At 62.3% G+C, this 17,620-nt stretch carries 19 protein-coding genes; 10 read left to right on the top strand and 9 right to left on the bottom strand.

Features of this window, described 5'->3' with window-relative positions:
• Positions 1-116: 116 nt before the first annotated feature.
• Positions 117-722, bottom strand: coding sequence for a septal ring lytic transglycosylase RlpA family protein (locus tag ACSQ20_RS01050; RefSeq protein WP_436016636.1), 606 nt, complete (start codon positions 720-722; stop codon positions 117-119).
• On the opposite strand from ACSQ20_RS01050, the gene ACSQ20_RS01045 reads away from it, so the two are divergent.
• The 4 genes from ACSQ20_RS01045 (at position 723) to ACSQ20_RS01030 (ending at position 3,224) form a co-directional block, all read left to right on the top strand.
• Entirely contained in the window at positions 723-1,118 is a 396-nt protein-coding gene (locus tag ACSQ20_RS01045) for a hypothetical protein (protein WP_436016634.1), read from the top strand. It abuts the gene before it with no gap.
• 272 nt (positions 1,119-1,390) lie between these two features.
• A complete protein-coding gene (locus ACSQ20_RS01040) occupies positions 1,391-2,035 on the top strand; it encodes an MBL fold metallo-hydrolase (RefSeq protein ID WP_436016632.1) in 645 nt (214 codons plus the stop codon).
• Complete coding sequence (locus ACSQ20_RS01035; protein WP_436016630.1) at positions 2,032-2,676, top strand: exonuclease; 645 nt, start codon at positions 2,032-2,034, stop codon at positions 2,674-2,676. The genes ACSQ20_RS01040 and ACSQ20_RS01035 overlap by 4 nt, the downstream gene beginning before the upstream one ends.
• A gap of 89 nt (positions 2,677-2,765) precedes the next feature.
• Positions 2,766-3,224, top strand: coding sequence for an Lrp/AsnC family transcriptional regulator (locus ACSQ20_RS01030; RefSeq protein WP_121281195.1), 459 nt, complete (start codon positions 2,766-2,768; stop codon positions 3,222-3,224).
• A gap of 51 nt (positions 3,225-3,275) precedes the next feature.
• Here the strand turns inward: ACSQ20_RS01030 and ACSQ20_RS01025 are convergent, their stop codons facing one another.
• The 3 genes from ACSQ20_RS01025 to ACSQ20_RS01015 all read right to left on the bottom strand — a co-directional run bounded on the left by ACSQ20_RS01025 (position 3,276) and on the right by ACSQ20_RS01015 (position 6,133).
• Positions 3,276-4,472 carry a cation diffusion facilitator family transporter gene (locus ACSQ20_RS01025; protein WP_436016628.1) on the bottom strand — a complete coding sequence of 399 codons (1,197 nt, stop codon included), beginning with the start codon at positions 4,470-4,472 and terminating at the stop codon, positions 3,276-3,278.
• A gap of 307 nt (positions 4,473-4,779) precedes the next feature.
• On the bottom strand, positions 4,780-5,073 hold the full coding sequence (locus ACSQ20_RS01020) for an H-NS histone family protein (protein ID WP_436022824.1): 294 nt from the start codon (positions 5,071-5,073) through the stop codon (positions 4,780-4,782).
• Positions 5,074-5,467: 394 nt separating this feature from the next.
• A complete protein-coding gene (locus ACSQ20_RS01015; RefSeq protein WP_436016626.1) occupies positions 5,468-6,133 on the bottom strand; it encodes a HugZ family protein in 666 nt (221 codons plus the stop codon).
• Positions 6,134-6,315: 182 nt separating this feature from the next.
• On the opposite strand from ACSQ20_RS01015, the gene ACSQ20_RS01010 reads away from it, so the two are divergent.
• Positions 6,316-7,524, top strand: coding sequence for an MFS transporter (locus ACSQ20_RS01010; RefSeq protein ID WP_436016624.1), 1,209 nt, complete (start codon positions 6,316-6,318; stop codon positions 7,522-7,524).
• 142 nt (positions 7,525-7,666) lie between these two features.
• Here the strand turns inward: ACSQ20_RS01010 and ACSQ20_RS01005 are convergent, their stop codons facing one another.
• Positions 7,667-8,812: a branched-chain amino acid ABC transporter substrate-binding protein gene (locus tag ACSQ20_RS01005; protein WP_436016622.1), complete on the bottom strand. Its 1,146-nt coding sequence runs from the start codon at positions 8,810-8,812 to the stop codon at positions 7,667-7,669.
• A gap of 504 nt (positions 8,813-9,316) precedes the next feature.
• On the bottom strand, positions 9,317-10,423 hold the full coding sequence (locus tag ACSQ20_RS01000; protein WP_436016620.1) for an NAD(P)H-dependent flavin oxidoreductase: 1,107 nt from the start codon (positions 10,421-10,423) through the stop codon (positions 9,317-9,319).
• 188 nt (positions 10,424-10,611) lie between these two features.
• Here ACSQ20_RS01000 and ACSQ20_RS00995 point away from each other — a divergent pair, with 188 nt between their 5' ends.
• A complete protein-coding gene (locus ACSQ20_RS00995) occupies positions 10,612-11,307 on the top strand; it encodes a dienelactone hydrolase family protein (RefSeq protein WP_436022822.1) in 696 nt (231 codons plus the stop codon).
• Between the two features lie 70 nt (positions 11,308-11,377).
• Here the strand turns inward: ACSQ20_RS00995 and ACSQ20_RS00990 are convergent, their stop codons facing one another.
• The 3 genes from ACSQ20_RS00990 to ACSQ20_RS00980 form a co-directional block, all read right to left on the bottom strand.
• Complete coding sequence (locus ACSQ20_RS00990) at positions 11,378-11,689, bottom strand: high-potential iron-sulfur protein (protein ID WP_436016618.1); 312 nt, start codon at positions 11,687-11,689, stop codon at positions 11,378-11,380.
• Between the two features lie 96 nt (positions 11,690-11,785).
• Entirely contained in the window at positions 11,786-13,030 is a 1,245-nt protein-coding gene (locus ACSQ20_RS00985) for an NAD(P)/FAD-dependent oxidoreductase (RefSeq protein WP_436022820.1), read from the bottom strand.
• Between the two features lie 65 nt (positions 13,031-13,095).
• Positions 13,096-14,073, bottom strand: a complete 978-nt coding sequence (locus tag ACSQ20_RS00980; RefSeq protein WP_436016616.1) for an AAA family ATPase — start codon at positions 14,071-14,073, stop codon at positions 13,096-13,098.
• A 280-nt stretch (positions 14,074-14,353) separates the two neighbouring features.
• On the opposite strand from ACSQ20_RS00980, the gene ACSQ20_RS00975 reads away from it, so the two are divergent.
• From ACSQ20_RS00975 to ACSQ20_RS00960, 4 genes are all read left to right on the top strand, one after another.
• Positions 14,354-14,875: a hypothetical protein gene (locus ACSQ20_RS00975; protein ID WP_436016614.1), complete on the top strand. Its 522-nt coding sequence runs from the start codon at positions 14,354-14,356 to the stop codon at positions 14,873-14,875.
• 28 nt (positions 14,876-14,903) lie between these two features.
• The gene (locus ACSQ20_RS00970; RefSeq protein WP_436016612.1) at positions 14,904-15,710 is read left to right on the top strand and encodes an endonuclease/exonuclease/phosphatase family protein; all 807 of its coding nucleotides are present in this window, start codon (positions 14,904-14,906) and stop codon (positions 15,708-15,710) included.
• 78 nt (positions 15,711-15,788) lie between these two features.
• A complete protein-coding gene (locus tag ACSQ20_RS00965; RefSeq protein ID WP_436022818.1) occupies positions 15,789-16,433 on the top strand; it encodes a LysE family translocator in 645 nt (214 codons plus the stop codon).
• Between the two features lie 232 nt (positions 16,434-16,665).
• Positions 16,666-17,436, top strand: a complete 771-nt coding sequence (locus ACSQ20_RS00960; RefSeq protein ID WP_436016610.1) for a ferredoxin--NADP reductase — start codon at positions 16,666-16,668, stop codon at positions 17,434-17,436.
• Positions 17,437-17,620 lie beyond the last annotated feature (184 nt).

The raw sequence follows: 17,620 nt of genomic DNA, 5'->3' as shown, positions 1-17,620 counted from the left end.
CCTACGGCGGCCACTTCGGTAGAAGCAGATAGGCACAAGAAAAAGCGAAATGACTTGCTGACGACCCACCTTGCGCGGGCCGACAGCACCGTCATCGGCCGCGCATCGGTCAGCCGTTACGGCTGCGATGGCGACGAGTCTTTCGGCGGGTTCACCGATGCCATGACGTCCGGACGTTGAGCCTGAGCCTGAGCTTCTTGCTGTGTCAGTCCTTCAATCTTTACGCGGGCCGTGCCGCTCGTATGCAAACCGATCTCGCGGGCAGCCGCATACGATAAATCGATCACGCGGCCACGGACATATGGCCCACGGTCGTTGATCTTGACCACGACGGATTTCTGGTTCGCCGCATTGGTGACGCGCACATACGCGGCGAGCGGCAACGTCTTGTGCGCCGCCGTCATCGCGTGCATATCGAAGCGCTCACCGCTTGCCGTACGGCGTCCGTTGAACTGCTTGCCGTACCACGAGGCGCGGCCCGTTTGTTTGAAGCCCGAGACATCAGGGATGTCCTCGTCGATCGGTTTTGCATCCCCCAGCTTCGAACTCGGTGCCGGCACAGGCGCAGCGGCCTCACCGTAACCGAGCGGCGCACCCGCGCGCGTTGCGAGCGGCGCGCCGCTCAGGCTGGCATTGCCGGTTTGCGACGGTGACGCTGCACAGCCCGCCAGCAAAGCCAAGACAGAAACCGTTCCCACGAATCGACGAATTCGATCATTCATATGACGTGCCTGCCACAGTGTCGAGCCGTGCATCGCGTCGAACTCGAACAACAGCAGTTCGGCAACGCAACGAGCGGCTCTGGCAACCAAGCGAACGCACGCGCCACCGCTTTGAGAAGCGGCACCGCAAGCGGATGCTCGGCTGCGGCCACACTCGGCCGCAATTTGCCCGGTTGGTATTCACGTCTGGCGCGACTGTCCCCAGCAGCTTGCCAGACCCCACACGCCGTCGTCGAACATGACTTGCACGCTCTCTTGCGCGCCAAAGGCGCGAGGAACGGCGGCGTTGGCTTGCCCGGCGGTGCAGCCCGCTGGCTGCGACGGGCGCGTGGCGCCCGGCCGGTCAAGACGTGTGCATCGAACTCAGTCGATACGGAATGGAAGCCGCTACGTTGACGGCTTCATTGAAGACAACCGGGCGCAAGACGACAAAGCGGCCCGGTCGGCAATTGGCGGCGCGGGCAAAAACCGCGCTCGATGGGTGCCATTATAGCAAAAGCGACGGGTAAGCCAGCATCGCGGGTACCCGCGGTCATTGATTATCCCTATGGCTGCAATAATCTGCATTGCCGTCGTCGTTTCGATTAGCCGAACGGACAAGCGCGTGAACGGAGGCTGACCGGTACAATGATCGCTTTTGGCCCTTCCCATTTCGCGCGCCGCATCCCATGAAGGTCTTCGTCGTTCCGGTTACCCCTTTCCAGCAAAACTGCTCGGTGCTTGTTTGCGAAGCGACGCAGCGCGCCGCCGTGGTCGACCCGGGCGGTGACATCGAATTGATCGAGCGTGTGCTGCAAAGCGAGCAGGTCTCGCTCGAAAAGGTGTTCTTGACGCACGGCCATCTCGATCACTGCGGCGCGGCGAAGGCGCTCGCGACGAGTCACGGCGTCCCGATCGAAGGTCCGCAGGTCGACGAACGGTTCTGGATCGATCAATTGGCCGCGCAAAGCGCGCGCTTCGGTTTCCCGCCTGCCGAGCCCTTCGAGCCGGATCGCTGGCTCGACGATGGCGATACGGTCCGCTTCGGCGAAGAAACGCTCGACGTCTATCACTGCCCCGGGCACACGCCGGGGCACGTCGTATTCGTGAGCCGCCGGCACCGCCTTGCCTGCGTGGGCGACGTACTGTTCGCCGGTTCGATCGGCCGCACTGATTTCCCGCGCGGCAACCACGCCGATTTGATCCGTTCGATCCGCACCAAGCTCTGGCCGTTGGGCGATGACATCACGTTCGTGCCGGGTCACGGCCCGAGCTCGACCTTCGGCGAAGAGCGGCGTTCAAACCCTTATGTCGCCGATGGAGTGAGCGCGTGACGCAAGAAATCTATGTCAGTACCGATATCGAAGCCGATGGGCCGATTCCCGGCCCGCATTCGATGCTGAGCTTCGCCTCCGCCGCCTATACACCGGACAAGCAGCTGATCGGCACGTTTTCGGCGAATCTCGAAACGCTGCCCGGCGCCACAGCGCATCCGGTTCAGGCAGCCTGGTGGAAAACGCAGCGCGAAGCCTGGGCAGCCTGTCGGGCCGATCTGCGCACCCCCGAAGAAGCGCTGCCGGCCTATGTGGACTGGGTGGAGGCGTTACCCGGCAAGCCGGTGTTCGTCGGCATGCCGGCAGGGTTCGATTTCACCTTCATGTTCTGGTACATGATGCGCTTCGCTGGCCGCTGCCCATTTTCATGGTCCGCGCTCGATATCAAGACGCTCGCTTTCGCGATGACGGGCCTGCCGTATCGCAAGTGCATCAAACCGCGCATGCCCAGGCACTGGTTCGACGACCACCCGCATACCCACGTCGCACTCGACGACGCCATCGAGCAAGGCGCCCTTTTTTGCAACATGCTCGCCGACCTGAGGGTTTGGCAGCAAAGCCCAGCGCTCGCGGCGCTCAAAGCGGAAAAAACCGGGCCGGGCGGCCCAGGGCAAAACGACGCCGAGAGCCCACCAAATTAGGTAATCTCCCTCGCTTTTTGCTCATTCGATTGCCTTTTATTTCTCCGGCCACTAGTATTCGTGGATGTAGCGGCCGAACGGAGGCGCGGATGACACTCGATACCTTCTCACAGAAAATCCTGCGCTTGCTGCAGCTCGACGCGCGCCGCTCAGTGCAGGAGATTTCCGATCAAGTGGGCCTTTCGAGTACGCCATGCTGGCGGCGAATCAAGGACATGGAGCAATCGGGAGTCATTCAGCGTTATACGGCGCTGCTCGATCGCGAAAAGCTTGGCCTGCATGTCTGCGCACTCGCCCATATCCATCTCACGCGGCATACAGAAGGCGGCGTCGAACAATTCGAGCGCGAGATTGCCACCTGCCCCGAGGTCACCGAGTGCTACAGCACGACCGGCGAAGCAGACTACATCCTCAAGATCGTCGCCCCCGACATCAAGGCCTACGATGCGTTCCTGCACGAGCGGATTTTCAAGATCCCCGCGGTCGCGCAAGTCAGGACGAGCGTCGTGCTGCGCGAAATCAAGTTCGACACGCAACTGCCGCTTTGAATCGCGGCTCTAAACCGCCGCGCAAGCCGGGCTGCTCGACGAGCGTCACCCTTACGCCGAATGCTTCACGCAGCCCTGCGTTCGTGCCGTTGCCGGATCTACTCTGCGCTGCAATGTGATTCTGCTCGCGCCAAGCCGCGCTTTTAAACTCGTCAGGTCGAGGCGGTTGGCAAGGTCGGCGTCGTGCTCGCGATCAGCCAGCGCATCGGAGGCGAGCGTAATGTCGAGGTCGAGCCCGGTGCTCAAGTAGTGAACGGTGAGCGCCGCGGCGCGCAGGCCGTAACGTGCCAGTTCAGCGTCGACGAGCGCCGCCACGTCGGTGCGCGTCGGCAGAAGCACGCTCGTATGGGCAAGGGCGTCGTTTTCGGGATCGACGTGAATGAGCGCGTCGATGACGCGCTTGTCCGTCAACGCGCGACTACGGGCCGATTCAGCGATGTAATGCCCCTCCGATACGGAGATCAAAGGGTCGACGAGGATGTGCGCGTCGACGAGCGCGAAGTCCCCCATTTTGCGCGTGCGGAGCTCGTGCACGTCACGCACGCCGGGGGTGGCCATCAGCAGCGTCCGGATGTCGGCCGTGGCGGCTTCGTCGAGCGCGCGGTCGGACAAGTCCTGTAAAGCGTTCCAACCGAATACCCACCCCATGCGAGCGACCAGAAAGCCGACGATCGCCGCCGCGATCGGGTCCAGCAAGCGCACGCCAGCCAAGCTGCCGACGATGCCAAGCGCTACTACGAGCGACGAGGCGGCGTCGGAACGCGCGTGCCAGGCGTTGGCAATCAGCATGGCCGAGCGGACGCGTTGCGCCTCGCGCAGCATGTAGCGAAACAGGCTTTCTTTCGAGACGAGGACAAGCAGCGCGACCACGAGCGCGCTGACATGAACCGGCGGAATCGCATTCAAATCGGCCAGGCGCACGCCCGCGCGCCACAGCATTCCGATGCCTACCGCAACGAGCAACGCCCCTAAAAACAGCGAGGCAACGGTTTCATAGCGACCGTGCCCATAATTGTGATCAGCGTCGGGTTTTTCCGCACTCGCGCGATTGGCGAAGAGCACGATGAAATCGGAAATAAGATCAGCGAGCGAATGCACGCCATCAGCCACGAGCGCTTGAGAATGCGCGAAAACCCCGACCGCAATTTGCAGCGCCATCAGGACCAGGTTCAGCGCGACACTCACCAACGTGCTCTTGCGCGCGACGGCCTGTTTTTCGCCGGATTCGGCATTCAATTGTGCATGCATCGGAATGCGGTTCGACAAAGATCGCAGTAAACGGAGATTCTACCAAAGCCGCTCGCTCAAATGCCGCTTCGACGATGGAGAATTCACTTGTAAATCATGCGCTTATGAGAACACAAATTATTCGCGTTTCCCTTGTTTCGAAGCAGCGCGTCCGCCTGACGAAACGCATTGTTTAGCGCTGCGGGGCACGTATGCGAATTTCGTAAGACAAATAAAAAGCCGTGCGACCTTTCGGGGCACGGCTTTTATTGATCGAGGACCCGGGCGGCCGTTGGCGCAGCCCTAACTCTCGGAAATTCAGATTCGCTTATCGTTGGATAAGGAATTCGTCGCGATTTTGACCAGCGATCCAACGCGGCGGTTTACCGCGGCCGGACCAAGTGCTGCCCGTGTTCGGATCGCGGTATTTCGGTGCGACCCCTGCACGCGGACGCCCCACTTTACCTTGCTTGCGACCGCCGAGCTCAGCAAGCGAAATGCCATAATCGGCCATTTTCTGCTTGATTTCGTTCAGTACTTCGGCGTATTCGCGCGCCTTAGCTTCTTCGATCTGCTTCTCCAGCTTTTCGCGTTGCGCGAGAAGTTCCTTGTAAGAAGACATACGTTCCCTTGTGGTTTCGGTAAATGACACCGGTCTGATGCCGTTTGCCATTTGAATACATGGTGCCTCGGATATTTCGGAGCGAGATTAGCACAGAATTCAAGCTATCGAAAAGCCAGAATCAGAAATTTTAAAGTCGGCCTTTCAATTTCTTTCCATCATTGATGCTTCCCAAACGAACTATCGGGATTTACCCAATAGGACTCGCATTTGCATATTGCCCCCGAGATAGTGCGCCTGGCTACTATACCTTTCAGCCGATGAAATTTAGATAAGCAATCTCATAAAAAACTCTCACCGGATGACAGCTTCAGTCGCCGGCGCGGCGCGGAGCGCCAGTCAACTCGCGGAGAACGCGTGTGCTTTGCCCAAGGTTTTCCAATGGGCGAGCGAATCATCTAATCGAATCGCCCTCAATGACATTGGCGAGCGCCACTTCGAGTTCATCGAGTGTGGTTTTGGGCGCATCGAAGATTAGCCGGCGTCGAGTGCCGGCGACTTTCAAATCCGCACCATATCGGTCGATACCGAGCAATTCGAGCGTCGACGAACGTCGTGCGCGTGTATCGAAATACTCAGTCAATGCAATTTCGTCGTCGTCCGCGAGCGGCTCGAGCGGATCGAGGTCGTCGCCGCCGAGCCAGCCCATTGCACCGAAGCCGCCAATAAAACGCAACCGCTGCACTTGCATCGCGCGAAACGAGAAATCACCCAGCGCCAGGTAACGCGCGGCAGCCGGTTGGTAGCGCAAATAGCGCCGCACCAGTGCAGCCGACGCATCGACTGGCAGAAATTGCCCGATCAGCGTCAGACGCTCGCCGTTCAGAACGTCTTCATTCGGCGCATCGACCAGCAGGAAGCCTGCGCGCGCATCGACTTGCAGATTCCGGGTGTGCTCGGCGAGCCGGCTCACGACAATGACGGGGCAATGCCGGGCATCCGGCGCGAACGGCAATGTCGTCGGAAACGGAAAGCCCTCGGGTTCGCGCAGGTGGGTGGCGAGCGTGCCGATCGGTCGACGGTGCAGCAGATGAAGGGCAGCGTGGGCAGAAATATTCATGACATCTCCGTGCTGGGAAGACGGATTCTCCGCGCAGCTATCAGCGAGCGCGCAAATGGTCCGCTAAAATCCTCCATTCGCATTTTCATTTCCGTTTCGCGTTACGTTCATCGTAGTGGCTCATTGCGCGCTACGCCGGGGATTTTCCCGTTCGCCCTCGACAATCCATTTTTCGCCCACTTGTGTCGCAAACGTCCGATCGACCCGTTCTCCCCGCCGCGCACCGCGAGTTGTCATTCGGCGCACGTCAGCGCGCCCGCTACGCCACGATGGTCCTCTTCTTTCTCGTAGGAATGGCCTATGCGTCCTGGGGGGTACACGTTCCCACCGTGCGCGATAAGTTTCATCTCGATGCAGCCTGGCTTTCAGCGGCCCTCTTTGCGCTGACCGGCGGCTCGATCGCCACGATGACCGTCAGCGGCAAGTGGATAGCTCGCGTCGGCACGAGGCGCGCCTGCCTAGTGAGCGGTCTGGCGATGGCGGGCTGCGCCGCGTTGATCTTGATCGTACCCTACTATTGGTTGCTGCTGGTGGTGCTCGCGGCGTTCGGCGGTGCAATGGCCGCGCTCGACGTCGCAATGAACGCCGAGGCAAGCGCAGTCGAGTCGGCGCTTGGCCGCCCGATCATGTCGTCGCTACATGGCATGTTCAGCATCGGCGGTGTGGCGGGCGCCGCAGCCGGCGGCTTGCTGCTGTCGTCGGGCATGACACCGGCATCGCATCTCGCCCTCGCCGCACTCGTCAGCGCGCTGATGCTCTGCGCTGCCTGCCCCTCCGTGTTGCCGCATGTCCCGCACGACGAGCATCCGCACGCGTCCGATTCGCGCGTGAGCCACTGGCGCTCGCCGGCGCTCTGGGCGCTCGGCGCCGTCGCGCTGATTGCACTCGTCGCGGAGGGTGCGATGTACGACTGGGCGGCCGTCTATATGCGCGACGTCGTGGGCGCAACGCCTGCGCTTGCGAGCGCCGGTTACGCCGCGTTTTCGGGGGCGATGGCAGCCGGGCGTTTCGGGGGCGACGCCGTGCGAGCGCGCTTCGGTGCCGCGCAACTCGTTCTCGTCAGCGCGTCGATCGCCTGTGCCGGAATGATCGGCGCACTCGTGCTGCCCTTCACCGGCACCGCATTGATCGGTTTTGCAATGATGGGGCTCGGGCTCGCGAACATGATGCCGGTGCTCTTCGCAGCAGCCATGCGCGTGAAAGGCGTGCACGCAGCGGAGGGGATTGCGCACGTGGCCGGTGTGGCCTATGTGGGTATGCTGCTCGGGCCCGTGATGATCGGCGGCGTTGCACAGCTTACGAGCCTGCCGATTGGCCTTTCGGTCGTGGCGCTCTGCGCCGCGCTGGTCGCCGTGATCGGTCCGAATGTGTTGAAGCGGCTCGGGATTTGACGAGATACCGAATATGCTGCGGCAACAGCTGCAACGGGGGCAACCAACGAAAAAAGGCGCGCAGCCAAGATAGCGTTGCGCGCCTTTTCGCTTGATCGGACCGCCCGGTACGCGCCGCGGTCCGCCAAATGATGAAGCCGGCTTACATGCCGACTTCGTTCAGCAGCGTCTTCTTGCCGTCCTTATAGTGGTACAGCGAGATCACGCCGTGCTTGAGGTCGCCCTTCGAGTCGAACGTCGTCTCGCCGATCACACCCTTATAGTCGGTATTCGGCATCGCAGCGACGATCTTCGCCGGATCGGTCGAGTTCGCACGCTTCATTGCATCGACAATGATGTACACGGCGTCATACGTGAACGGCGCATAGATCTGAATCGGCACGCCAAAACGCTTTTGGAAGTTGGCCTGGAACTTCTTGCCGGCGTCGCCCATCTTCTCGATCGAACGGCCCGCTTCCGAGCACACGACGTTGCCCACAGCGTCACCCGCGAGCGTAGCGAGTTGGTCGGTACAGACACCGTCGCCGGCCAGCACCTTCGCACGCAAGCCAAGCTGCTTGGCTTGCTTGGCGAACGGGCCACCGGTGGCGTCCATGCCGCCGTACATGATCGCGTCGGGGTTTTCGCCCTTGATCTTCGTCAGAATTGCCTTGAAGTCCGTGGCCTTGTCGTTGGTCTGATCGTGCGACATGACATTCAAGCCCAGTACTTTGGCCTGTTTCTCGAATTCATTGGCTAGACCCTGCCCGTATGCCGTCGAATCGTCCACCACAGCCACGCTGTGGATCTTCAGACCGCGCGCGTAGTTCGCAAGCGCCGGACCTTGCTGCGCATCGGTTGCCACGACACGGTACGTCGTCTTGAAACCCTGCTGCGTATAAGCCGGGTTCGTTGCCGATGGCGAGATCTGCACGATGCCCGCATCGCTATAGATCTTCGATGCCGGGATAGACGTGCCCGAGTTCAAGTGGCCCACGACCGCAACGACCTTGTCGTCGACGAGCTTTTGCGCGACCTGCGTCCCCGTACGCGGGTCAGCCGCATCGTCTTGCGCGTCGAGCTGGAGCGTGACCTTCTGACCACCGATCGTCAAACCCTTTGCGTTGATCTCTTCCACGGCCAGGCGCGCGCCATTTTCATTGTCCTTGCCAAGGTGCGCGATCTGCCCCGTCAGCGGTGCAACATGACCGATCTTGACGACCGTGTCCGCCGCCGCGCCCGCTGCCATCGTAGCGAACAACATTGCCGCTGCGCTGATCGGTAACACCTTTTGCATCTTGATTTTCATGTAAGTCTCCAGTTTCGGTCCCAAAAACGGCGTCCCCGCCCGTACCCCCGCCTTCGTCCTGTCCGTGTCGATCGATCCGAGGGGCGCAAACGCCGGATGCATCGTCATGCACTTGGTCTGGCACGCGAACCGGCCAGTTCGTGACGAGCCGCACCTCGTGCTGCGCGCAAGTGTAGGACAACAAATTAAAATTGGGGATTTTTTTGAGAATCGGGATGACTACCAATAGCGCGCCGCCAAGTAATGGCGCGCGGCATTGAAGCCGATGCTCGAAGACGCCCCGCCTGTGCGGGTTTCGAAAGCAGGCGTGCGGTTTATGTACTGTATTTTGTTTCGATCTGCATAACGAGAATATGCGCGCCGAATTGAATGGCGATGGCAAATGGCAAATGACAATGGCCACAATCGGCGCATGTAACCGATATTGCCGAACGACACAATGCAAAACGTCGATACCTTTCATCGAACCGCTTCGATCGGCATCGATTAGGGGGTTTGTTCGGTTTATCCGGCCAGGCTGCCGATACGAAGCGAAGCCGCGCGCCATTCGGCTTCGAGCGCAGCGACGAGGTCGGCCACGCTCAAGCCCGCTCGGCGCGTGCGCCCGAGCGCCGCGGCCTGGCCCGCCCAGAGGGATAAATAATCGCCCTTCCCAGCCAAGCCCGCGACGCGACGTAGTTCCTGCGTCAACGCGTTTTGCACCGGATAAGGCGCGATGCGATCGGGTGTGGCGGCAAGCCGTTCCACCAGTGCGTTGCGTATGCCGCGCGCATAACGGCCGCTGATGGCGCGCGTCACCGTTGTCTCGTTGTCCGCGCAGCGAGCGAGCCGCTCCTTCCATGCCTGCGCGATCGGGTTTTCCGCACAGCTCAGGAAGGCCGTTCCCAACTGGGCAGCCTGCGCGCCGAGTGCGAGCGCGGCGGCAATGCCGCGTCCGTCCATGATGCCGCCGGCCGCGAGCACGGGCACGTCTTCGAGCGCGTCGACGAGTTGCGGCACGAGTGCCATCGTGCCGATTAGCGCGTCTTCGAACGTGCCGATGAAGGTGCCGCGATGCCCGCCCGCTTCGGCGCCCTGCGCGGCGATGGCATCCGCCCCCGCTGCGCGCCAGGCAACGCCTTCGGCGACGTGCGTGGCCGTGCCGATCACATAACTGCCCGCTGCCTTGAGGCGCGCCACGTCCGCCGCGCTGAGCACGTCGAAAGTGAAGCTCGCCACCGGCACGCGTAATGCGACGAGCATGTCGAGTTGCGCGCGAAAGTCGGGGGCGTAGCGATCGAGCGCATGGCCGGGTGGCAAGCCGAGCTCGGCCCGCAACGGATCGATGGCGTCCAACGCTCGCCGCACGGTTGCATCGTCTGGCAAGGCGGGCGGCAACACGAAGAGGTTCACGGCGAACGGCCGCGAGGTGGCCGCACGGATCGCGGCAACATCGACCGCAAGCTGTTCCGGCGCGAGCGCAGCAGCGCCGAGACTGCCGAGCGCGCCGGCGTTGCACGCGGCCGCGACGAGCGCCGGGCTCGTTGCACCCGCCATCGGCGCCTGCACGAGCGGCAGGCGCAAGTCGAAACGTTCGGCAAACGGCGACGGATGGCGCAATGCGTTGATCATGTTCGAACCTTTCCTTATGGATGCTACGGCTACTCTACGCGCGCCCGATGCAGCGGAAAAATGAATAATCGAGATCGTTTCAATTCCGGCTGGAGAACGATCGAGGCGCGCGGCAAGTACTGCAGTGCTTGCCGATCAGTGCCAAACTGTTGAATCCGAAAAGCCTACTCGAAGGGAATCGAATGAACGTGATTTCTCAATGGGTCGAAGTCGAAAGCGACGATGGCCAGCGCTTCGACGGTTACCTCGCGTTGCCCCGACCCGGGCACGGCCCCGGCGTTGTCATTGTCCCGGAGATCTTCGGCGTGAACGGGCATATCCGCTCCGTGGCCGAACAATACGCGCTAGCGGGCTACGTGGCGCTGGCGCCCGACATCTTATGGCGCAGCGAGCGACGCGTCGAACTCGGCTACGAAGGCGCCGATCGAGACAAAGCCTTCGCGCTTTTCAAAAAGACCGATGTCGACCAGACGGTGGCCGACCTAAGCGCCGCCGTGCAGGCGTTGAAACAACGCAAGGAGATGGTCGGCCGCGTCGCCGCGATCGGTTATTGCTTCGGGGGGCGCCTGGCGTACCGGCTGGCCGCCGAGGGCGTGATCGACGCCGCTGTCGCCTACTACGGCGGCGGCATCCAGAACGATCTCGATCAGGCCGATAAGATCAACGTGCCACTCGTGCTCCACTTCGGCGATCGGGACAATTCGATCCCACTCGACGCAGTGCGGATGATCGAAGCGCGTTTGGCCGGAAAACCGAACACCGATCTATACGTTTATCCCGGTGTCGGCCATGGGTTCAATTGCACCGATCGTTCGTCGTACGACCAGCGGGCGTCGGCGCTGGCGCTCGGCCGCACAATGAGCTTTCTCGCACACCACCTGTGACTATGCGCCGCTATGCCGCCGATGCGCTGCGGGCTGCCAGCACGTGCCTGGCAGCCCGCCATGCCGGGCGTTACGCCTTCTTGTTATAGGCGCTGCACCAGCCCTTGCCGTTCACCTGCTTGCCGCCGAACATCGGACACGGGGCGTACGCATCGCTCGCTTTGCCCTGGTAGAAAGAGCAGTTTGTGCATTCCTGGCCCGGGGCGTATTTTGCATACTTCGCCTTGTCGACCTTCGTGGCGTCTTCCTTGTATCCGAGCGCTTGCGCGGTCGGATCGCTTTCCGATACTTTGGGTGCGTCCGCGAGCGCTTCACGCGAGAGCGCAAGCGCCGACGCGGCGCCGAGACTGCTGATCAAAAACGTACGACGAGACTGTTTCATCGGGGGATTCTCCAAGTGTTGTAATGAACCACTTCGGGCGGCTGTTCTTGCGACAGCAGGTGGCAGCATACAACGAAGGCGCGGCGCGATGCCGAGTCAAGCGCAGCCAGCCAACGCGCACACGCGCTGCGCGATGGCGAGCGACGCCGTAAGCCCGGGAGATTCGATGCCGAACAGATTCACCAGCCCGCGCACCCCGTGCGCCGCCGGTCCCTGCAGCAAGAAGTCCGCTGCGCTCTCGCCCGGGCCGGAGAGCTTCGGCCGGATGCCCGCATAGGCCGGCTGCAGTGCGCCGTCGCGCAACGCGGGCCAATACTCGCGGATCGCGGCGTAAAAGCTGTCCGCGCGGCCTGGATCGATGTCGTAGTTGATCGACTCCACCCATTCGACGTCCGGGCCGAAGCGGGCCTGTCCGCCGAGGTCGAGCGTCAGATGCACGCCGAGGCCAGCCTCGTTCGGCATCGGATAAATGAGCCGCGAAAACGGCGCTCGACCTGATATGGTGAAATAGCTGCCGCGCGCAAAATACAGTGGCGGCACATGGCGCGCGTCCAGCCCCTTGATCTTGCGCGCCAGCGCGTTCGCGTAAAGCCCCGCACTGTTGACGACGCATGCCGCGTTGAGCGTGCTGGGCGCCGGCCCGCCCACCTGCACGACGAAGCATCCGCCTGTGGCCTCAACGGCCTGCACCGGCGCGTGAAATGCAATGGACGCCCCGGCGCGCTCGGCATCGCCTTGCAGTGCGAGCAGCAGTTGGTGGCTGTCGACAATGCCCGTTTGCGGCGAAAAAATCGCTTCCACGCATTCGAGCGCAGGCTCGAGCGCCTGGGCCTCGTGCGCGTCGAGCCGCAGCAGATCGAGCACGCCGTTTTCCTTGCCGCGCGCCGCAATCGCGGCGAGTTGCGGCAACTGGTTGCGCGCAGTGGCAACCAATAGCTTGCCGCAGCGCTGATGCGGCACGCCGCGCGCGGCACAGTACTCGTACAGCATCTCGCGCCCGCGCACACAGAGCGTCGCTTTCAGCGAGCCGCGCGGGTAGTAGATGCCGGAGTGGATGACCTCGCTGTTACGCGAACTCGTGCCGGTGCCGATGGCATCGGTCGCCTCGAGCACGATAACTTCGCGGCCACGCTCGGCCAGCGCGCGCGCTACCGCCAGACCGACCACACCCGCGCCGATCACTACGCATTCGATCTGATCCATGTTTGTCGCCGCGGCTCGTGGCCGCGCTTGGTCACCGGTGGAGGTGCTCGGGCCGTACGTCGGCCCGGCACCTGGGATGCACGCCTTGCCAGGCGCCGTGCGGCCGCCTCGTGCAGTGTGTCGATCAGGGCCGAACACTGTGCGCGATGCATAGTGCAAGCGCGATTGTACGACGAGCGGACGGCGTCGATGGACGGCGCAGGCTAAAAGCCGATTGGGCGGCGCCGGCCGCTGCGCTCGAGCCGGATATCGTCGGCGCGAATGGCGTCGCGCCCATCCACGCGCGCCGCGCCGAAGCCGTGCATCAGCGCGCGGCGCATATCGCGAGGCGAGGCCTGCGCGAGCGCATCGAGCGCGTCGTCACCGAGCACCGCCGCAAATCGTTGCCCCCAGCCGTGCGCCGAACGGATCTCGTCATAGATGGCCTGTGCGATACGCCGTGCGCCGTTCGCGTCGGGAGGCGTGATCTCATAGATGCTCATACGGCTGAGAATGGGCTCCGGAATCGCGCGTTCATCGTTGGCCGTGGCCACCCAGATCACCTGAGCCGCGTTGATCGGAATTTCGGCGAATTCGTCGATGAACGATTGCGCCGTCTCGTGTTCGAGCAGCGCATAGAGGGCGCCGAGCGGATCGTATTGCGAATCGCCATTGGCTTTGTCGATTTCGTCGACGACGATGACCGGGTTTGCGTAGCTGCCATTCACCAGCGTTTCGAAGACCTTGCCCGGCTTCGAGTTCTTCCATTGCGACGATGCGCCCGACAGAATCCAGCCGGCTGTCAGCGAACTCATCGCCACATACTGATAAGCCGTGCCGAAGATGCGGGCGAGCGCCTTGGCAAAATGCGTCTTGCCGATGCCCGGATCGCCCAGCAGCAGCATCGGCATCAGCTCGAGCCGATCTTCCGTCTCCATGCACAGCGCAACTTGCCGCCGCACGTCCTCGAGCGGGTCGGCGAAGTTCGGCAAGATATCGATGAGTGCGTCGATCGCCGGCATCCGCGTTGGCTTCACGCAAAAGCGCAGATTGCCGACCTTGAGCATCTTCTCGTACGTTGCGCGCAATGCATCGTTCGCGCTTTCTCCCAATTCGGTCAGCGCAGTTTCGACCTGCTCGAGGTCGTACACCTTGCTGAACGACGCAACTGCAATTTCCTGCTTGACCATGGCTGTTGTCATTGTCCACCTCATTCGTGCGAACGGAGCTCGCCGCCGTCGGTCTTCCCCCCGAACATCAGCGCCCTGAAGGCGGCGCGAGTTTCGCTTGCTGCGTTACAACGATTCCAATTTCAGTGTAGACACGCAAGTTCCGTGCGCAAAGCAAGCAGCCGGGCACCTTTGCTGCTGACAGGCCCCAAGGTGGCTACAGCGCCCCGGGCGAAAGCGCCCCTCGGCATCGTTAGGCGTAAGATGGGCGCTTGTGGTTTTGGGGCAACGAAACCCAAAGGAGACGTTTCGGATGAGAGGCAAAACCGGTCTCGCGGCCTTACTGTGGCTTGTATGGTTGATGTCGTGCGTGCCGCTCGGTGCACAGGCGCAAACGGCTCCCCAAACAGCCGCGGAGCCGCTCACGGTACAGTGGCAACTCGAAGTCGTGCGCGACGGCAAGCCGATCGACACATTCAGCGGCACGACCGCCGTCGGCCAGGCGGTAACGGCCACGCACCATCACGACACCCTCCATGACGTCGGCTGCCAGAACCGGCCGGCGGCGCGCATCGATCTGGCGCGCACGCTGACGATCTCCCCAATCTCGACCGACACGTCCGGCATCATGTTTGCAATCGATGCTCAAGAGACGATCGAGGACGAAGGCCAGCAACGCACCCCCGATGGCTGCACGCTGCCGCCCCAGCCGCGGCGCGTCTCGGCGAACCACCCAGGGCTCATCGTGCCGCCCGGTCAGCGGGCGAGTTGGACGATCGTCGAAGGCCATCCAATGCTCGTCTACCGCGTGCAGGCGAGCTTGGTTTCTCACTGACGATATGACAGAGGCAGAGCTGCGCAGCATGCGAAACCCCGAAGAACTGCTACAAGAAGCCGCTCAAAGCGCGAAAAAAGAGTTCGTCGCGGTGAGCTGGAACCTGCACAAGGGGCGCTCTCCGCTCGGGTTCACCGCCTGGAAGGCGATGCAGCGCTGGGTCGAATCGACCCATGCCGACGCGTATTTCCTGCAAGAGGCGATGGCGCGGCGTATGCCGGGCCCCATGCTCGCGACAAGCTTCGGTGCGCCCGTGCACGAGCCGCTTGCCGATGTCTGGGAATGTCAGGCGACCGAACTCGCCCATGCGCTCGACCTCGACATCGCGCTCGGCCCGAATGTGTTCAAGCCATCCTGGCGCCACGGCAACGCCATTCTTTCGCCGCATCCGCTCGACCTCGGCGGGCGTTGGGACATTTCAGCGCACCGTTTCGAAAAGCGCGGGCTGCTGGTCGCGCGGGCGTCATTCGCTGGCCGCTCGGTCACGCTGCTGTGCGCGCATCTGGCGCTGACGCGCTCCGCGCGGTTGCGGCAGATGAACTGGATCGCCCACTGGATCGCCCGCGAGGCGCCCGATGGCCCGCTCGTACTCGCAGGCGATTTCAACGACTGGCGCAATGACTCCATTCCGCTGTTCGCGGAACACGGCTTGAAAGAAGTGGCGACCGAACTCGGGCAGGCAGCGCGTACGTTTCCGGCGTTCTCGCCCGCGCTTGCGCTCGACAAAATGTTCGTCCGCGGCATGCGGCCCGTCGATTGGATCGCCCCGACGCAAGCCACTGCCTGGCTCTCGGACCATTTGCCCTATGTCGCGCGGCTGCGGCTCGACGATTGAGTGAGCAACGAACCGATACAACCGGTACAGTAGCGCCGATAAGCCCCGCCCCCCAGAGCCGACCGCCCCATGCATTCCATGCATTACGTACCGATCCTGTTGCAGCTCGCCATCATTTATCTCGTCGCGGCAGCCAGCCCCGGCCCCAATTTCTTCATGGTGACGCAGCTTTCGCTGTCGGGGCGGCGCGGGCTCGGCGCGATGTCGGCGCTTGGCGTGGCGACCGCCTCAATGATCTGGGTGACGCTCGCGATGGCCGGGCTCGCGGCACTGCTGCATCGCGTCGAATGGCTCTACGAGACCATCCGCGTGGCCGGCGCCGTCTATCTGGTCTATTTCGGCCTCAAGCTCTTGCGCGCGAGCACGCGCGTCGCCGAGACGGGGGCCGCAAGCGCGGAGCTGCCGGCCGACATGCCCGTTGCACCGAACGCGCTCGCCTATTGGCGAGCCTATCGTTCGGGACTGGTCACATGCCTCACCAACCCGAAATCGTGTGCGTTCTGGACCAGTGTGTTCGCCGCTGTATTTCCGATCCATCCGCCGGTTTGGTTCTATGGCGTCGTACTTGCGCTGATCGGCTCGCTGTCCGCCGGCTGGTACCTCTGCGTGGCGCTGCTCTTCGCGGCCGAGCGTACCCAGCGCGGCTATCGTCGGTTGCGCCGGCCCATCGACGGCCTCTTCGGCGCGGTGCTGGTCGGGCTTGGCGCGAAGCTCGTCGCGTAAGCGCCGAGCGGCACCGCGTACGTCCCTCGTACTTCCCTCCGGGCGCCCGTGATACATGCCGGTATGCGTCGCAGACAATGCGGGCTGCACGCGCTGGCCGCGAGCGCGCTAAAATAGCAGATTCAGCGTCTTACAAGCTGTTTTTTCGCGAAAGCGCATGGCTCTCGCCGCCGAAGGCCGGGGGGTTCGTGCGCAGGTGCGTTCCGCCTTTTCTCGCATTGTCCACGTAGCCATGAGCAACCTTAATCCGCAGACTGTCCTTTCCGTCCACCACTGGACCGACACGCTTTTCAGCTTCACTTGCACGCGCGACGCGTCCTTTCGCTTCGAGAACGGTCAGTTCACGATGGTGGGACTCGAAGTGGACGGCAAACCGCTGATCCGCGCCTACAGCATGGCCAGCGCGAACTACGAGGAAAACCTCGAGTTCCTCAGCATCAAGGTGCAAGACGGTCCGCTCACATCGCGGCTGCAGCATTTGAAGGTGGGCGACCAGGTTTTGATCGGCAAAAAGCCGACCGGCACGCTGATGGCCGACAATCTGTTGCCGGGCAAAACACTCTGGCTGCTTTCCACGGGCACGGGTCTCGCGCCGTTCATGTCGATCATCAAGGACCCGGATGTCTACGACCGCTACGAGAAAATCGTTCTGACGCACACCTGCCGCTTTGTCGACGAACTTGCCTACAAGGACTACATCACCGAGCACCTGCCGGCGCACGAACACATCGGCGAATTGGTGCGCGACAAGCTGATCTACTACCCGACCGTCACGCGCGAATCGTTCCAGAACCGCGGCCGGATCACCGAGCTCATCGATACGAAAAAGCTGTTTGCCGACCTGAACGTGGCGCCTTTTTCGATTGAAAACGACCGCGTGATGCTGTGCGGCAGCCCGCATATGCTGCGCGATACGCGCGAGTTGCTCGACTCCTTGAGCTTCAAGGAAGGCAGTAATAACGAGCCCGGCCACTACGTCGTGGAAAAGGCGTTCGTCGGCTAAACGGTAAAGCCAGTGGTCAGGTTGGTTGTGGTGCGCGCGCGGCTTTTTTGGCAACGCGTGACGCGTCGATTCGATCTGCAAAAGGGAGCGCTCACGGCGCTCCTTTTTTTTGCCCCCTGCCAGCGGCGAAGGTAGCGGTTGTTACATTCAGACGAATCACACGCCCGTTTTATAGTCGGATTTT

Origin of the sequence: Trinickia sp. LjRoot230, assembly GCF_964253315.1 — a bacterium.
In the GTDB taxonomy this organism is placed as follows: Bacteria; Pseudomonadota; Gammaproteobacteria; order Burkholderiales; family Burkholderiaceae; genus Trinickia.
The sequence above is the reverse complement of the archived record's forward strand: the minus strand, read 5'-3'. Positions and strand labels throughout refer to the sequence as shown.

Bases quoted from the DNA above. Each gene is read 5' to 3' on its own strand.
- ACSQ20_RS01050 (WP_436016636.1), bottom strand. From the start codon at position 722: ATGAATGATCGAATTCGTCGATTCGTGGGAACGGTTTCTGTCTTGGCT.
- ACSQ20_RS01045 (WP_436016634.1), top strand. From the start codon at position 723: ATGACGTGCCTGCCACAGTGTCGAGCCGTGCATCGCGTCGAACTCGAA.
- ACSQ20_RS01040 (WP_436016632.1), top strand. From the start codon at position 1,391: ATGAAGGTCTTCGTCGTTCCGGTTACCCCTTTCCAGCAAAACTGCTCG.
- ACSQ20_RS01030 (WP_121281195.1), top strand. From the start codon at position 2,766: ATGACACTCGATACCTTCTCACAGAAAATCCTGCGCTTGCTGCAGCTC.
- ACSQ20_RS01025 (WP_436016628.1), bottom strand. From the start codon at position 4,472: ATGCATGCACAATTGAATGCCGAATCCGGCGAAAAACAGGCCGTCGCG.
- ACSQ20_RS01020 (WP_436022824.1), bottom strand. From the start codon at position 5,073: ATGTCTTCTTACAAGGAACTTCTCGCGCAACGCGAAAAGCTGGAGAAG.
- ACSQ20_RS01015 (WP_436016626.1), bottom strand. From the start codon at position 6,133: ATGAATATTTCTGCCCACGCTGCCCTTCATCTGCTGCACCGTCGACCG.
- ACSQ20_RS01005 (WP_436016622.1), bottom strand. From the start codon at position 8,812: ATGAAAATCAAGATGCAAAAGGTGTTACCGATCAGCGCAGCGGCAATG.
- ACSQ20_RS01000 (WP_436016620.1), bottom strand. From the start codon at position 10,423: ATGATCAACGCATTGCGCCATCCGTCGCCGTTTGCCGAACGTTTCGAC.
- ACSQ20_RS00990 (WP_436016618.1), bottom strand. From the start codon at position 11,689: ATGAAACAGTCTCGTCGTACGTTTTTGATCAGCAGTCTCGGCGCCGCG.
- ACSQ20_RS00980 (WP_436016616.1), bottom strand. From the start codon at position 14,073: ATGACAACAGCCATGGTCAAGCAGGAAATTGCAGTTGCGTCGTTCAGC.
- ACSQ20_RS00975 (WP_436016614.1), top strand. From the start codon at position 14,354: ATGAGAGGCAAAACCGGTCTCGCGGCCTTACTGTGGCTTGTATGGTTG.
- ACSQ20_RS00970 (WP_436016612.1), top strand. From the start codon at position 14,904: ATGCGAAACCCCGAAGAACTGCTACAAGAAGCCGCTCAAAGCGCGAAA.
- ACSQ20_RS00965 (WP_436022818.1), top strand. From the start codon at position 15,789: ATGCATTACGTACCGATCCTGTTGCAGCTCGCCATCATTTATCTCGTC.
- ACSQ20_RS00960 (WP_436016610.1), top strand. From the start codon at position 16,666: ATGAGCAACCTTAATCCGCAGACTGTCCTTTCCGTCCACCACTGGACC.